This window comes from Streptomyces hesseae (assembly GCF_031845785.1).
In the GTDB taxonomy this organism is placed as follows: domain Bacteria; phylum Actinomycetota; class Actinomycetes; order Streptomycetales; family Streptomycetaceae; genus Streptomyces; species Streptomyces hesseae.
The window spans coordinates 298,249-311,965 of the sequence record NZ_JAVRFI010000005.1; the positions used below are offsets into that span (position 1 = coordinate 298,249).

General features: G+C 71.8%; 15 protein-coding genes and 1 tRNA gene. 7 read left to right on the top strand and 9 right to left on the bottom strand.

Annotated features, from left to right (window positions below):
* Nucleotides 1-5 precede the first annotated feature (5 nt).
* The gene (locus tag RM609_RS11415; RefSeq protein ID WP_311610137.1) at nt 6-977 is read left to right on the top strand and encodes a 3-hydroxyacyl-CoA dehydrogenase family protein; all 972 of its coding nucleotides are present in this window, start codon (nt 6-8) and stop codon (nt 975-977) included.
* A gap of 11 nt (nt 978-988) precedes the next feature.
* On the top strand, nt 989-2,476 hold the full coding sequence (locus RM609_RS11420; protein ID WP_311610139.1) for a CoA transferase: 1,488 nt from the start codon (nt 989-991) through the stop codon (nt 2,474-2,476).
* Nucleotides 2,477-2,542: 66 nt separating this feature from the next.
* On the opposite strand, the gene RM609_RS11425 is transcribed toward RM609_RS11420, so the two are convergent.
* The 9 genes from RM609_RS11425 to RM609_RS11465 all read right to left on the bottom strand — a co-directional run bounded on the left by RM609_RS11425 (nt 2,543) and on the right by RM609_RS11465 (nt 8,280).
* On the bottom strand, nt 2,543-3,619 hold the full coding sequence (locus tag RM609_RS11425; RefSeq protein ID WP_311610140.1) for an NHL repeat-containing protein: 1,077 nt from the start codon (nt 3,617-3,619) through the stop codon (nt 2,543-2,545).
* A 139-nt stretch (nt 3,620-3,758) separates the two neighbouring features.
* Complete coding sequence (locus RM609_RS11430) at nt 3,759-4,556, bottom strand: CPBP family intramembrane glutamic endopeptidase (RefSeq protein ID WP_311610141.1); 798 nt, start codon at nt 4,554-4,556, stop codon at nt 3,759-3,761.
* 82 nt (nt 4,557-4,638) lie between these two features.
* Nucleotides 4,639-4,711 (bottom strand) — tRNA-Thr (locus tag RM609_RS11435).
* A gap of 78 nt (nt 4,712-4,789) precedes the next feature.
* Complete coding sequence (locus tag RM609_RS11440) at nt 4,790-5,236, bottom strand: hypothetical protein (RefSeq protein ID WP_311610143.1); 447 nt, start codon at nt 5,234-5,236, stop codon at nt 4,790-4,792.
* A gap of 85 nt (nt 5,237-5,321) precedes the next feature.
* Nucleotides 5,322-5,966 carry a CGNR zinc finger domain-containing protein gene (locus RM609_RS11445; protein ID WP_311610144.1) on the bottom strand — a complete coding sequence of 215 codons (645 nt, stop codon included), beginning with the start codon at nt 5,964-5,966 and terminating at the stop codon, nt 5,322-5,324.
* 47 nt (nt 5,967-6,013) lie between these two features.
* Nucleotides 6,014-7,162, bottom strand: coding sequence for an NADH:flavin oxidoreductase (locus RM609_RS11450; RefSeq protein WP_311610145.1), 1,149 nt, complete (start codon nt 7,160-7,162; stop codon nt 6,014-6,016).
* Nucleotides 7,163-7,313: 151 nt separating this feature from the next.
* Nucleotides 7,314-7,451, bottom strand: a complete 138-nt coding sequence (locus RM609_RS11455; RefSeq protein WP_311610146.1) for a hypothetical protein — start codon at nt 7,449-7,451, stop codon at nt 7,314-7,316.
* On the bottom strand, nt 7,448-7,609 hold the full coding sequence (locus RM609_RS11460) for a hypothetical protein (RefSeq protein WP_311610147.1): 162 nt from the start codon (nt 7,607-7,609) through the stop codon (nt 7,448-7,450). Before RM609_RS11460 ends, RM609_RS11455 begins: the two co-directional genes overlap by 4 nt.
* A complete protein-coding gene (locus tag RM609_RS11465; RefSeq protein ID WP_311610148.1) occupies nt 7,606-8,280 on the bottom strand; it encodes a MerR family transcriptional regulator in 675 nt (224 codons plus the stop codon). The genes RM609_RS11460 and RM609_RS11465 overlap by 4 nt, the downstream gene beginning before the upstream one ends.
* 133 nt (nt 8,281-8,413) lie before the next feature.
* On the opposite strand from RM609_RS11465, the gene RM609_RS11470 reads away from it, so the two are divergent.
* From RM609_RS11470 to RM609_RS11490, 5 genes are all read left to right on the top strand, one after another.
* Entirely contained in the window at nt 8,414-9,724 is a 1,311-nt protein-coding gene (locus tag RM609_RS11470; RefSeq protein ID WP_311610149.1) for a YhgE/Pip domain-containing protein, read from the top strand.
* Between the two features lie 331 nt (nt 9,725-10,055).
* Nucleotides 10,056-11,369, top strand: coding sequence for a phophatidylserine decarboxylase associated domain-containing protein (locus tag RM609_RS11475; protein WP_311610150.1), 1,314 nt, complete (start codon nt 10,056-10,058; stop codon nt 11,367-11,369).
* A 25-nt stretch (nt 11,370-11,394) separates the two neighbouring features.
* Nucleotides 11,395-12,204 carry a hypothetical protein gene (locus tag RM609_RS11480; RefSeq protein WP_311610151.1) on the top strand — a complete coding sequence of 270 codons (810 nt, stop codon included), beginning with the start codon at nt 11,395-11,397 and terminating at the stop codon, nt 12,202-12,204.
* Nucleotides 12,159-13,097, top strand: coding sequence for an MNIO family bufferin maturase (gene bufB / locus RM609_RS11485; protein WP_311610153.1), 939 nt, complete (start codon nt 12,159-12,161; stop codon nt 13,095-13,097). The genes RM609_RS11480 and bufB overlap by 46 nt, the downstream gene beginning before the upstream one ends.
* The gene (locus RM609_RS11490; RefSeq protein ID WP_311610154.1) at nt 13,090-13,713 is read left to right on the top strand and encodes an HvfC/BufC N-terminal domain-containing protein; all 624 of its coding nucleotides are present in this window, start codon (nt 13,090-13,092) and stop codon (nt 13,711-13,713) included. The genes bufB and RM609_RS11490 overlap by 8 nt, the downstream gene beginning before the upstream one ends.
* Nucleotides 13,714-13,717: the final 4 nt, after the last annotated feature.

Consider the following 13,717-nt stretch of genomic DNA (forward strand, 5'->3'; position numbering starts at 1 on the left):
ACACCATGAACGCACACACATCGGTCCCGGATGCGTACGGCCGCGTCGCGGTTATCGGCGGCGGCGTGATCGGGATCTCCTGGGCCGGGCTGTTCCTGGCCCACGGCCTGGACGTCGTCGTCAGCGACCCGCGCCCCGAGGCGGAGGAGCAGGTCCTGGCCGGGCTCGAGGAGATCGCCCCGGCCCTCGCGGAGCTCGGTATGCCCACCGAGCGACTGACGGCCCGGCTCCACTTCGAGCCGGACCTGGCCGCCGCGGTCGCGGAGGCCGACGTCGTCCAGGAGAACGGCCCCGAACGGCTGGACGTCAAGCGGGAGATCTGGCGGACCGTCGAACAGGCCGCTCCCGCCCACGCGCTGCTGGCCACGTCGACGTCCGGCATCCCCGCCACCGCGATCGCCACGGCGATGCGGCAGCCGGAACGCCTGGTCGTCGGCCACCCCTTCAACCCGCCGCACCTCGTCCCGCTGGTGGAGATCGTCCCGGGTGAGCGGACCTCCGCGGAGACCCTGCTGCGGGCCCGTGACTTCTACGCGTCGCTTGGCAAGAAGCCCCAGATCCTCCGCAAGGAGGTGCCCGGCTTCGTCGCCAACCGCCTCCAGGCCGCGCTCTTCCGCGAATGCGTGCACCTGGTGGCCGAAGGCGTGGTCACCGAGGCCGAGCTCGACGACATCGTCACCGATTCCATCGGGCTGCGCTGGGCGGTCGCGGGCCCCTTCCGCACCTTCCACCTCGGCGGCGGCCCCGGCGGTCTGCCGCACTTCCTCCGGCACCTCGGCCGCGCCATGGAGGCGACCTGGCCCGGCCTGGGCGAGCCGTCGTTCGACGAACCCACCGTCGCCCTGCTCACCGCACAGGCGGAGGAGGCGTTCGGCGGCGAGCCGGTCGGTGAACTCGCCGCCCGCCGCGACCGCGCCCAGATCGCCCTGATGCGCGCCCTCGCCGAGCCCGCCCACGCACAGCCCGCCCAGCACTGACAGGCAGCACCATGAACCTCACCGACAAGATCAAGGCCGCGCTCGACTCGCCGGTCACCGGCGAGTCCGGGGACGACTTCGACATCCACGCCGCGCTCGACGACGTCCTCGGCGGCGTCGGCATGAGCGAGCGGGACGCGGGCGGCACGGTCTCCTTCACCGGCGCCGACCCCGTCGTCCCCTCCACCCTGCGGCTGGCCGCCGCCCCCGCCCTGGGCCTGACCGCCAAGTCCGTCGCCCTGGCCAAGCTGTGGCAGCACCGCGGCGGCCCCGGCCAGGACATCGGCATGGACCTGCGCAAGGCCCCGCACCGGCTGTGCCCCTTCTACGACGGGAAGTGGGAGAAGCTCAACGGCTACCCGATCGTCGCCCCCGACGACCCCTTCGCCCTGTCCTTCTACCGCGCCGGCGACGGCCGTTGGGTGATGCCCCTGAACGTCTACCCCGCGCTCAAGTCCCGCACCCTGAAGCTGCTGGGCGCGCCCGACGACGCCCTCGCCGTCGCGAACGCCGTCTCCCGCTGGGACGGCGCCGAGCTGGAGCGCGCCGGAGCGGACGCCGGGGTCGTCATGCCCATGCTGCGCGGCACCCGGGAGTTCCTCGACACCCGCCAGTACCGCGACGTCCTGGCCGACCTGCCCCTGATCGAGATCGAGAAGATCGGCGACAGCGACCCCGAGCCGTTGCCGCCCGGCGCCACCCAGCCCCTGGACGGCGTACGCGCCCTGGGCCTGGGCCATGTCATCGCCGGCGCCGCCATCGGCCGCACCATGGCCCAGCACGGCGCCGACGCCCTCAACGTCTGGCGCCCCGGCCAGTTCGAGAACGACATCCTCTACTACACCGCCCAGGTCGGCGTACGCTCCACCACCCTCGAATACGCCCGCGACCCACAGGCCGCGGCCGTCCTGCGGGACCTGCTGCGCGGCTCCGACGTCTTCTACGCCAACCACCGCGCCGGCTACCTCGAGCGCATGGGCCTCACCCCGCAGGAGGCCGCCGCGATCCGGCCCGGCATCATCCACACCACCGTCAGCCTCCACGGACAGCACGGGCCCTGGGCGAACCGCGTCGGCTTCGACCAGACCGCCGGCTGCGTCGCGGGCATGATGAACCTCGAAGGCAGTGACGACAACCCGGCGCTGCCGCCGATCAAGGTCGTCAACGACTACCTGGTCCCCTGGCTCGCCACCACCGGCGTCATCGCCGCCCTGATCCGGCGGGCCACCGAGGGCGGCAGCTACCGCGTCCACGTCTCGCTCACCCGCGTCGCCCTGTGGATCCTCAGCCTCGGCGTCCTCGACAAGGACTACGCCCGCGAGCTCGCCGGCACCGGTGAACACCACGCCTACCTCGACCCCGACACCTTCACCGCCGACACCCCCTGCGGCCGCTACCAGGGCGTCACTGACCAGGTCGTGATGTCCGGGACCCCCGGCGCGTTCCGCACCGTCCTCGTCCCGCGCGGCTCGGGCCGCCCCGAGTGGCTCGCGCGGTAACCGACGCACCACAGGGGGCCGGCGATATCGTCGCCGGCCCCCTCCCCGTGCCGCCCTGACCGGGTGTCATTCCCGGGCGACGGTCAGCTGTGCCACCGTGGCGGTCGTCAGCTCGGTGGCGAGCACGCTGTTCGCGAGCGGCAGCAGGCGATGCGCCTTGCACATCTGCGTCGGCAGCGCCGCGTACTCCTCCTCGACGATCCGCGTCCACGACGAGTCGAACCGCACCCGGATGATGAGATCCCGTGCGTCGTCGGAGACGATCGACGACGCCAGCAGCCACAGCATGGGCTCCCGTCCCCGCCCGAAGGCCAGGTGCAGCAGCGACGCCGAGCGGCCCTGCGGGGCGCGCAGCCGGTGCCAGGTGATCCGGCCGTCCTCGTCGATCCGGCCGAACGTGCCGGTCCCGGCCTTGTCCGTGCCGAGCAGCACCACCCAGACCCCGCCGGCTCCGCCGATCAGCCCGACCGGGGTGCTGCCCCGCTCGGCGGGGATCGGCATCTGAGAGGTGCGTCCGCTCCCCGGATCGATCCGCAGCACCGTGCTCGCGCTGTCCTGGCTGACGTAGAAGTCGCCGCTGCCGGGGTGCCGGGCGGCGAAGATGGGGTGTGCTTTCGCCTCGAACAGCCGGAACCGTTCCGGACGGGTGTGGTCCAGGGCCAGGACCTGGTCGCTCCCCTTCAGCGTCACCCACAGCGTGTCGCCGTACTCGTTGACGTAGTGCGGGCCCCGGCCACCGCCCGGGATGCCGATCTCCCGCTCGACGCGCGGCGCGGCATCGAGCTCGTCCGCCCTCGGATCGACCAGCAGCAGCCGGTTCCCGCCCTCGTGCGTGGCCCAGATCCGTCCGGGGTGGCGCTCCGACACCGCCAGCCCGTGCAGCATCGCGTCCTTGGGCCCCAGCGCGAACGCCTTGACGCCGGTGACCCGCTCGGTGCGCGGATCCAGGGCCAGCTTCACCAGATGGCTGTCGGACATCTGCGACACCAGTGCCATCGGTTTGTCCGGCACCTTGACGATCTCGTGCGTCTCCTCGGCGGGCGGCAGCCCGTACTCGACCACCGACCGCCGGGGCGGCACCCCCTCGCTCCCCGCCGGCTCGGCGGCCGCGCTCCCCCACGTCCCCGGCAGCGCCCCGGCCACCGTCAGACTCCCCAGCGAAACAAGTCGGCTCTGAAACGTGCGGCGGTCCAACCGGCCCTCCCGAATGCGCGCGCGACTTCCCGACAACGGGTCCATGGAAGCGGCATTGCCCGACAATCAGATGGTGGTTTTGACGGATTCATCCGTGTGGGCGACGGGATAGCCATTTCTCGTCCCTGGCCAGGCGGACGAGGGCGATGACGCCGAGGAGCCAGAAGGCCAGCCCCACCAGGGGGCGCAGTACGGTCGGCAGGTAGTCGGCGTGGGCCGAGTTGTAGACGAAGTGGGCCAGCATGAAGGGCCATACGATCCGGGTCCGCCGGTAGACGAGGACGTATCCGCCCATCCAGATCAGGCAGAGGGCGAACGCGCCGTACCCGTAGTAGAGGTGGAAGGGTACCCGCAGGGCGATCAGTACCGCGAGCTGGGCCCACCACGGCCGGCGGAGCCGTGTCATCACCGCCATGGGCAGGGCGAGCAGGAGGGTCTCCTCGACGAGGGCGCTGTGGAGGTTGGCCGGCAGCTGCTCGCCGGCGCCGGTGCGGCCGGTGGGGGTGTATCCGGGTGACGGGAAGAGCCGCATCACCTCGAAGCCGATCCACATGCCGAGGTAGGCCACCCCGGCGGCGCCGAGTCCGCCGTAGGGGAAAGGCTGGCGGGGGCGTGCCGCCAGGCCCAGGTCGGCGGCGCTGTGGCCGAGCCACCGGTGGGCGAGTGCCATCGCGACGGCGGCGACCAGGAAGCCCGCCTTCATACCGGGGAGGTGGCGTACGGCCCAGTCGGGGAGATCGATGTGCCCGGTCAGCAGGATCTGTACGGCGACGGCGCTCGACAGCCCGAAGGCGAGCAGGAACCCGGCGACGATCAGGCACCAGTCACGGGCGGGGCGGGGTACCGGCGTGCCCCGGGCGCGGGAAGCGGATGAAGGGGAACCCATGGTTACCTCGTTCCGCGGGAGCGGGGATCGCCACCGCAATGCGGAAGGCCTCCACCGCATCGGTGGAGGCCTTCCGTTACAGAGCCCCAAAACGGAATCGAACCGTTGACCTTCTCCTTACCATGGAGACGCTCTGCCGACTGAGCTATTGGGGCCGGCGACGAGAAGAAGCATACCCCATGGTCAGACGGGCTTTTCGCCGCCCGGAGGAGCCGCGCCGGGCGGTCGGCGCGCTACCGCCGCACGCGCACGGTGGTCTGCCAGGGAACGACCGCTTGCGAGCACACGTGGCCGGGCTGATCGGCGACACACCTCAGCTGGGAGTCCAGGGTGGTCGTCCCGTCCGCCTGGGCGTGGAAGACGGCCGTGGTGTCGCCGTTCGGGGCCGTGCCGACGGCGCCGCGGCGCAGCACGGTGCCGTCGGCGGCCGTGGGCACGGTCCACGACCAGGTCGAGTTGGGCGTCCGCTCCCCCGAGAGCCGGACGGTGATCTCGTCGCCTTTATGCACCGCGAGGGACTGTCTGTTGTCCTGGTTGGTGAGGTTCAGATGCCTGTGCTTCGGGGGCTTCGGGGCCGCGGACGGCGTCGTCGCGGACGCCAGGGGCGCGGCGGTCAGGGGCGCCGCGGTCAGGGCAAGGGCCGCGGTCAGGACCGCCGTCAGCAGCCGGGTTGTCGTCATCGCTCCACCTCGTGGCCGGTCGTGTCGGGTTCGGGGCCAGCCTTCCCGCTTGCCGCCGCGCGCGGGTGCGGACCCGCCGTGAAGCTCACCGGTGTGGGTGACGGTCGCCCGGAGCCTCCTTTGCCCCCGGCCCGGCTTCCCGGGCTCGTCGGCGGGCCCGGCAGGCGCGCAGATTGGCCGCGTTGCCACAGGACTTGACCTCGTGCCAGACGCCGCTGTTGTTGCGCGAACGGTCGTAGAAGGCGACGCGGCAGCGCGGGGCACGACAGGCCTTGAGGCGGCCCCACGTGCCGTCCCGCTGCGCTTCGAAGACGGCCACCAGGACGAGGGCGGCCAGGAGCCGCCGGCCCGAGCCGCACGGCTCCAGGCGGACGACGCCGTCCTCACCGAGCCGCAGCGCCGCCGAGCCGCGGTACGGGACCATCGCGCGGAGGCCCGCACCGGGCTCGTCCCCGGCGCCTTCCGTGATCATACGCCGCAGGTCGTCACGGAACGCCCGCAGCTTCTCGGCCTCCTCGGCGTCGAGGCGCACCGGGGGCACCGGCTGCCCGGTGACGGCCGTCCACCGCGCGACGGCCGCGTCGGCCCACGCCCGCGCGTCGTCGGGGGCGGCGAGGAGGTCCACGGAGCCGGGCGCCTCGACGGCGGCCGTGTTGAGCAGGTCCTGGACGAGGCCGAGGCGTCCGGGGGCCGCCTCCAGGCCGTAACGTGCCGTCGCGGGCCAGGTCATCGCGTGAACCGTCCTTCCGGGAAGCCGGCGCGCCGGGGGCGCCGGGGTCAGACCAGTGTGCCGAGCTGCGCCACGTCGTACGGAACGGCCTCGTGGAGCCGGTCAGTCAGGGCCTTGGCGGGCCACTCGGCGTCGGAGATCAGGGCCCGGCCGATGGCGACGGCGTCGAACTCGTCGCGCTCGAGGCGGTCCAGGAGCGGCTCGATGCCGGCCACTCCCGCGTGGCCGGGGCCGCCGCTGCGCACGCCCCTGAACTCCTGGTCCAGGCCCACCGAGCCGACGGTGATGACGGGCTTGCCGGTGAGCTTCTTCGTCCAGCCCGCGAGGTTCAGGTCGCCGTCCTCGAACTCGGGCAGCCAGTAGCGCCGGGTGGAGGCGTGGAAGGCGTCCACGCCCGCCGCCGCGAGCGGGGCGAGCAGCCGCTCGAGCTCCTGCGGAGTCTCGGCGATCCGGGCGTCGTAGTGCTCGGTCTTCCACTGCGAGAAGCGGAGGACGACGGGAAAGCCGGGCGAGACGGCGGCGCGCACCGCCGCGACGATCTCGGTCGCGAAGCGGGCGCGGGAGGCCTGGTCGCCGCCGTAGGCGTCGGTGCGCTTGTTGGTGCCGTGCCAGAGGAAGGTGTCGATCAGGTAGCCGTGGGCGCCGTGGAGCTCGACGCCGTCGAAGCCGGCGCGCTCGGCGTCGGCGGCGGCCCGCGCGAAGGCTCCGACCACCGCGTCGATGTCGGCCAGTGTCATCTCCTTGCCGTGCGGGCGGCCGTTGAGGTCGGTCCCGGACGGGGTGTCGGCCGGTACGCCCAGCGGTGCGGCGCCGTCGGGGCGTGCCACGCCGGTGTGCCACAGCTGGGGCATGATGAGGCCGCCGGCCTCGTGCACCCGCTCGGCCACCCGGGCCCAGCCCGCCAGGGCCTCCTCGCCGTGGAAGTGGGGCACGCTGTCGTAGGCCGCGGCGGCGTCGCGGGCCACGTAGGTGCCCTCGGTGATGATCAGGCCCACGCCGCCGGCCGCCCGCCGGGCGTAGTACGCGGCGACGTCCTCGCCCGGCACGCCCCCCGGTGAGAAGCGTCGCGTCATGGGCGCCATCACCATGCGGTTGGCCAGGGTGACATCGCCCAGGGCGAGGGGGCGGCCCAGCAGGCGCGCGGCACGCGAGGGCAGCTCGGCCGGGCCGGAGGTCGTGGGTGTCGTGGTGGTCATGGGGGGATCGTCCTCCACTCGTTACGTCATATCGATGACATAGGCGTAACCAGTGTTGGTTGTGTCGCATTCCCTCGGATTCCCGAGGCGTGAAAACGGCCGCACCCTCATGTCCCGGGTGCGGCCGCCGTGTTCTTCCGCTCGCCGACCGCTAGCCCTGCGTGCCGTTCCGGTCGACGGGGTACAGGCCGAGCTTGCCGGCGGGGTCGGCGGGGTTCGCGCCCTTGACGTCACCGACGTAGAGGCTGACGCGCGCCTTGAAGCGGTCCAGGGCGGCGCGGTCGCTCATGAACCGGCCGAGGCCGCGTTCTTGAGGTAGTCGGCCTGGCCCGGCTTGCCGCCGCCCGCGTGGACGACCAGGCGGCCGCCCTCGGCCAGAGTGTCCTCGTAGAGCTTCTGAAGCCGCTCGCCCTCGCTCGCACTCTTCGACTCTTCTTGAAGTTTCAAGAAAGCTGTTCGCCGAGCTCACCGTGCCCCGCGGCGCGGCGGCGGACCTGGTCCTCCTGCGCGAGCCGGCGCAACAGCTCCAGCACCGGGGCGGAGAGGGCGAAGACGATGACCGCCCGTTCGGCCACGGCCTCCGGATCGTCACCGAAGGTGGCCGCGCGCTCGAGGTCCAGACGGGCGATGGAGTTGGCCAGTGCCGCGTAGGCGGCGAGCTCGCCCGGCCGGTAGTCCGCGTCGACCCGCCCGAGCGCCTTCAGCGCCTCGGTCAGCCCCCGTACATGCGGGGAGGTGTCGGGCGTCTGCCAGTCCATGGCCGCGATCAGGTCCGCCACCTCCGCCTCGGCGGCCGCCTGGTCCGCCGCCTCCTGGCCGGAGTCGGCGACGACCGACCCGGCGACGGGCACCGGCAGGGCGTAGCTGATCGCGCCGAGCTTCCCGTCGGTGGTGTGGGCCTCACCGACGGCCGCCAGGACGTCCCGGGTGGCGGCGATGGACAGCCCTCCCAGCGTGGTCAGCGCCTTGATCAGCCGCAGCCGCTGGACATGCTCCTCCCCGTACTCGGCCAGCGTCGCGGCCGTCGCCCGGCCGGCGGGCAGCAAGCCTTCGCGCCGGAAGTACTTGATGCTGGCGACCGGCACGCCGGCTCTGCGGCTGAGCTCCGAGATCTTCATGCGGCTTCCTCGCTGATGGTGCGAACCGGGTATCCGCGTTCAACGATTGGACACCCCTGTTGGATACTGCCACTATCTAGCACCTGGATACCTTCGATATCTAGCTACTCTGCGTCATCACCCCGGAGCGATCATGCCTTCCCTCCCGTCCTCGTCCGTGCTCCGCAGCCCACGGCTGTGGATCGGCTCGGGCCTCATCCTCGCGGTGGTCTCCGCCTTGTTCGCCCTGCTGTACGTGGGCGGCAACGTCAACCCCAAGGGCAACCTGCGCGACCTTCCCGTCGCCCTCGTCAACAGCGACAAGGGCGCCGAAGCCAACGGCAAGCGCCTCAACTTCGGCGAGCAGGTCGTCTCCGGCATCAAGAAGTCCACCGCGGGCAACGACAGTTTCGACTGGCAGGTCCTCAGCCGCCAGGAGGCCGACAAGAAGTTCGGCCAGGGCAAGCTTTACGGCGCCATCGTCGTACCGGAGAACTTCACCGCCGCGGTGGCGGGGCTGAGCAGCCCGCAGCAGCAGGCCCAGCCGGTCCGTCCGGCCCTGTCGGTGCTCACCAACCAGTCGGCGGGCAGCTTCGGCTCGTCCATGGCCAGCCAGGCCACGCAGAAGGCCGCCCACGCCGCCTCCGCGCAGCTCGGCAAGCAGCTCCTCGACCGCGCCGCCGCCCAGAAGGCCCCGCTCGCCCCTGCCGCGAAGCTGATGCTCGCCGACCCCGTGTCCGTCCAGGTCGCCGACGGCCACCCGCTCGGCACGCACAGCGCCATGGGCCTGAGCGCCTTCTACTACGCGCTGGTCCTCGTCGTCTGCGGCATGCTCGGCGCCAACGCGATCACCAACCAGGTCGACACCGCGCTCGGCTACCTCCACTCCGACTTCGGCCCCTTCCGCCTGCGCAACCCCCTCCAGCACACCAGCCGGGTGCGCACGCTGGCCATCGGCTCCATCCTCATGCTCGCCTTCTCCGTGGTGATGGGCTCCATCGTCGAGGGCGCCACCGTCGGCATCCTCGGCATGGACGCCTCCCACCTCGGCCTGCTGTGGGTCTACTCCGTGGCCACGATCGCCGTCGTCGGCATCAGCGCCCTGACGCTGCTCGCCGCGTTCGGCGTCCCCGGCATGCTGCTCTCGGCCATCGTCTTCGTCGCCATGGCCGTCCCCTCCTCCGGCGCGACCGTGCCGCTGGAGGCGCTGCCCGGCTTCTTCCGTGGGCTCTCCGAGTTCGAGCCGCTCCGGCAGATCACCGGCGGCATGCGCTCGATCCTCTACTACGACGCCCAGGCCGACGCCGGCCTGACCCGCGCCTGGGTCTCCATGGGCGTCGCCCTGGCCGTCGCCCTGCTCTTCGGCTTCGGTGTCACCCGGTTCTACGACCGCAAGGGTCTGCACCGTGTCCCCCGCCCCACCGAGCCGGCCGACGACGCCGTGCCGGCGACCGCGGCGGCCTGATGTAGCCGACGGCAAACAGTGAGGGGCGGGGTCCGAAACGGACCCCGCCCCTCACTGTTTTTCTTCACGCCAACTCAAGGTTTTTCCAAGGGAGTTGAGAATAGGCCAAGCTGCGGTACGCGCGGCTGACTCCTTCTCCGCGCGTGTCCCCCGCCCCCTCGTCGCTCTCCCGCGTCGCGGCCCCGCTCGGCGCGCGGCGACGCTCCTCCGGCACGAGGGTTCACGCCACGACAGCGGTGTCCTGTTCCCTGCGCCATCCCCAAGGCGCGGGGTTGAGCCGTCCCGGCGGAACCGGGAACCTGGGCCGCCGCAGCCGAAGGAGGAGCCATCCATGCCCCGTGACACCGGCACGACCTGGACCGCACAGCAGCTCGAAACCCGCTACCGGAATTCGTTCGGCCGGGCCGCCGGCTATCTGCCGAAGAGCCGGGCGGCGCTCGACGCGTGGCTGGAGGACTTCAGCCGCGTCGTCCACGAGAAGCACGCCCGGAACGCGATCGTACGGCGCCGTTCCGTCGACGACCTGGCCCGGCTGATCGAGCGGGACGGGATCGTCCGCATGTATGCGAGCCGGATGATCGACGAGGCCGACGAGCTCCACCCCGAGGCCAAGCACAAGGTGAACGACATCCCCGACCTGCTCGATCACCTGGACTGTATCGTCACGTCCACTCCCGAGTACCTCCCGAAGAGCGACCCGGACCGCAACTTCTTCCCCATGTCCTCCCTGTTCGTCTACATGATGATGACGGAACCCGGGTACGCGGTCTTCCGCGACCAGGGGTTCAACGGGGCGCTGCTCGGCATCCTGCGCGAGTGGTGCGCGCACCTCGACAGCGACGACAGCCAGGAGGTGCTGAACCGCGCGGACGGCTGGCTGTCGCCGGCCGCCTGGGACGAGCTCGGACTCGACCAGTTCCGGATCGACCCGAACGACCCCCACGGCGGGTTCCCCTCCTACAACGCGTTCTTCCGCCGCGAGCTCAAGGCCGGCACCCGGCCCGTCGACGGCAAGGACGACCCGAGCATCGTGGTCGCGGCCAACGACGGCAAGGTGGTGCGGATCCGGCGGAACATCCAGCACCGCGACGAACAGTTCTGGGCCAAGGGACAGCTCTACTCCCTCGCCGACATGCTCGACGGCAGCGATCTGACCGACTCGTTCATCGGCGGCGACGTCTTCCAGTCGTTCCTCTCGGGCGGCGACTACCACCGCTGGCACGCACCCGTCACCGGCGTCGTCCGCAGCGCCCGCGTGGTCGAGGCCCTGATGTTCACGGAGCTGGAAGGGGTGGACGAGCCCAGCGCGGGCACGCAGTCGCAGGTCTACGGCGCCTCGGTCAACACCCGGGGGCTGGTGTTCATCGAGGCCCCCGCGCCGATCGGCATGGTGTGCGTCATGCCCCTGGGGATGACCGAGATCTCGTCGGTCACGCTCACCGTGCGCCCCGGTGACCGGGTCACCAAGGGCGACCAGCTCGGCTACTTCAGCTACGGCGGCTCCAGCATGTGCCTGCTGTTCCAGAAGGGGGCCATCGGCGAGTTCCTCGTGCGGGACAACACCACCGGCGACATGGAGAAGGGCGATCCGATCAAGGTCAACGCCAGGATCGCCCGCACCACCGGCAGCACCGGCAAGGCCTGAGAGCGGACGGGAGAGGAGACGGCCAATGGAAACGAACGGCTGCGGCCAACCGGCCACGGGCGAGGAACTCCACGTCTGCATGGGCCTCAACTCCTGCGCGGGCCAGGACGTCGACAAGAGCGCCACCATGGCCGGCACCGGCCGGTGCGCCACCGTACAGCACGTGTGCCACGGCGAGGGAGCCTGCCGCGGACAGGGCGGATGCGGTTACGCCGGTGACGACTTCGAGCAGTTCCACCCCGGCGAACAGGCCTGCCGCTACAACGGCAGCTGCGCCAGCCCCATCAACGAGAGCCGCGTCTTCTCCGGCGGCCCGATGAAGGGCAGGAGCGTCTGGCAGCAGGCGCGCCGCCTCTTCGAGGCTCGCATGTACGCGGCGGGCAAGGCGTTCGGCCCCTCCCCCGGGCAGGGCATCCCGGACGACCGCATCCCCGACTACGACCACCTCACCACCCCGACGGCCGGGGCCTCCGACAAGGTCACCGCCCTGTTCCGCGCCTCCGCCGACAACCCTCGCCGGCACGAGGGCGTACGGTTCCCGGACCTGCGGGCCATCGCCCGCAACAGCGCCGGCCGGCACCTCCCCGACGCGTCGATCACCTTCACCATCCCCGCCGAAGCCGCCACCCTGCTGTACTTCAAGCCCGACGGCGGTCAGCAGAGCGCCACCTGCACGGTCACCAGCGACGACCAGGGGATCGCCACGGCCGTCCCGCTCTACGCCGGGCACACGGCCACCGGTGACCAATGGGTGACGGTGACGGCCACGGACCCCGACGCGTCCGCGCGGTGCGAGTTCCATGTGACGGTCCTGGCACCCCAGGGGCAGCGATAAAGCCGGGAAAGGCGGCCGGCCCGGCGACGCGGACGGCCACCGCGGCCCGACGCCCGACCCCCCATCTGGGGTTCGGGCTCGGGCTGCGGGGGCCGCACATCCCCTACATCCGCGCGCACCGGCCGCCCGTCGACTTCTTCGAGATCATCTCCGAGAACTACCTCCGGCCCGGCACCGACCGCCGGCGCGTCCTGGACGAGATCGCCGAGCACTACCCGATCGTCCTGCACGGCGTGTCACTGTCCATCGGCAGCACCGACCCGCTCGACCTCGGCTACCTGCGCCGGCTGAAGCGGCTGGCGGACGCGGTGGACACCCCGTGGGTGTCGGACCACGTGTGCTGGACCGGAGTGCTCGGCGTGCACACCCACGACCTGCTGCCGCTGCCCTTCACCGAGGAATCGCTGCGGCACGTCGTACGCCGTGCCCGGACCGTGCAGGAAGTGCTGGAACGCCCGCTCGTCCTGGAGAACCCCAGCAGCTACGTGGAGTTCCGCGCCTCCACCCTCACCGAGTGGGAGTTCCTGAGCCGGCTGGCCGAGGAAGCGGACTGCGGGCTGCTCCTCGACGTCAACAACGTCCACGTGTCCGCCGTCAACCACGGCTACGACCCCGAGGTGTACCTCAAGGCCCTTCCGCACGACCGGGTGACGCAGATGCACCTGGCCGGGCACACGGACTACGGCACCCACCTGGTCGACACCCACGACGCCGAGGTGCCCGGCCCGGTCTGGGATCTCTACCGGCTCGCCGTGGAGCTCACCGGGGGCGCCGCCACGGTCATCGAACGGGACGACAGTCTGCCGCCCTTCCCCGTCCTCCAGGCCGAACTCGACAAGGCCAGGGCACTGGCGACGGAATGCGCCACCCCGGAGGGCGGCCGTCGTGGCTGACGTACCGCGGTCGCTCGACGCGATCCAGCAGTGGATGCAGACAGCCCTGCTGGCACCCGGCGGGGCCGCACACGTGGAGGAGGTGATCACCGCGTCGGGGCGGATGTCGGCCGAGGAGCGCTTCCGCGTCTACTACCGGGGCTACCGGCTCCGGCTGCTGGGCTGTATGCGCGGCCAGTACCCCGCGATGGTGCACCTCCTGGGGCGCGAGCTCTTCGACGGGTTCGCCATGGAGTACCTGGACGCGCACCCGTCCCGCTCCCCCACCCTGGACGACCTCGGCGCCGGCTTTCCCGGTCACCTGGCCCGCACCCGGCCGGACGCCACCGCGGGTGACGCACCGCCCGAGTCCTGGGTCGACCTGCTGATCGACCTGGCCCGGTTCGAACGGGACTTCGCGGCCACCTTCGACACACCCGACGCCGACACCGACACCGGTTCCTGCACACGGTTCTTCGAGGCCCGGTTCCCTGTCCACCGCTACGCGGCCGCCGTCCGGCGCGGCGAGGAGCCGGAGCCGCCCGAGGCCGAAGCGGTCCGTCTCTCGCTGACCCGCCGCGACGGCACCGTCGTCGTCCACGACCTGACCGCGCACCGGCCCTCACAGGCCGGCTGACACC

Bases quoted from the DNA above. Each gene is read 5' to 3' on its own strand.
- RM609_RS11415 (WP_311610137.1), top strand. From the start codon at position 6: ATGAACGCACACACATCGGTCCCGGATGCGTACGGCCGCGTCGCGGTT.
- RM609_RS11420 (WP_311610139.1), top strand. From the start codon at position 989: ATGAACCTCACCGACAAGATCAAGGCCGCGCTCGACTCGCCGGTCACC.
- RM609_RS11430 (WP_311610141.1), bottom strand. From the start codon at position 4,556: ATGGGTTCCCCTTCATCCGCTTCCCGCGCCCGGGGCACGCCGGTACCC.
- RM609_RS11440 (WP_311610143.1), bottom strand. From the start codon at position 5,236: ATGACGACAACCCGGCTGCTGACGGCGGTCCTGACCGCGGCCCTTGCC.
- RM609_RS11445 (WP_311610144.1), bottom strand. From the start codon at position 5,966: ATGACCTGGCCCGCGACGGCACGTTACGGCCTGGAGGCGGCCCCCGGA.
- RM609_RS11450 (WP_311610145.1), bottom strand. From the start codon at position 7,162: ATGACCACCACGACACCCACGACCTCCGGCCCGGCCGAGCTGCCCTCG.
- RM609_RS11455 (WP_311610146.1), bottom strand. From the start codon at position 7,451: ATGAGCGACCGCGCCGCCCTGGACCGCTTCAAGGCGCGCGTCAGCCTC.
- RM609_RS11465 (WP_311610148.1), bottom strand. From the start codon at position 8,280: ATGAAGATCTCGGAGCTCAGCCGCAGAGCCGGCGTGCCGGTCGCCAGC.
- RM609_RS11470 (WP_311610149.1), top strand. From the start codon at position 8,414: ATGCCTTCCCTCCCGTCCTCGTCCGTGCTCCGCAGCCCACGGCTGTGG.
- RM609_RS11475 (WP_311610150.1), top strand. From the start codon at position 10,056: ATGCCCCGTGACACCGGCACGACCTGGACCGCACAGCAGCTCGAAACC.
- RM609_RS11480 (WP_311610151.1), top strand. From the start codon at position 11,395: ATGGAAACGAACGGCTGCGGCCAACCGGCCACGGGCGAGGAACTCCAC.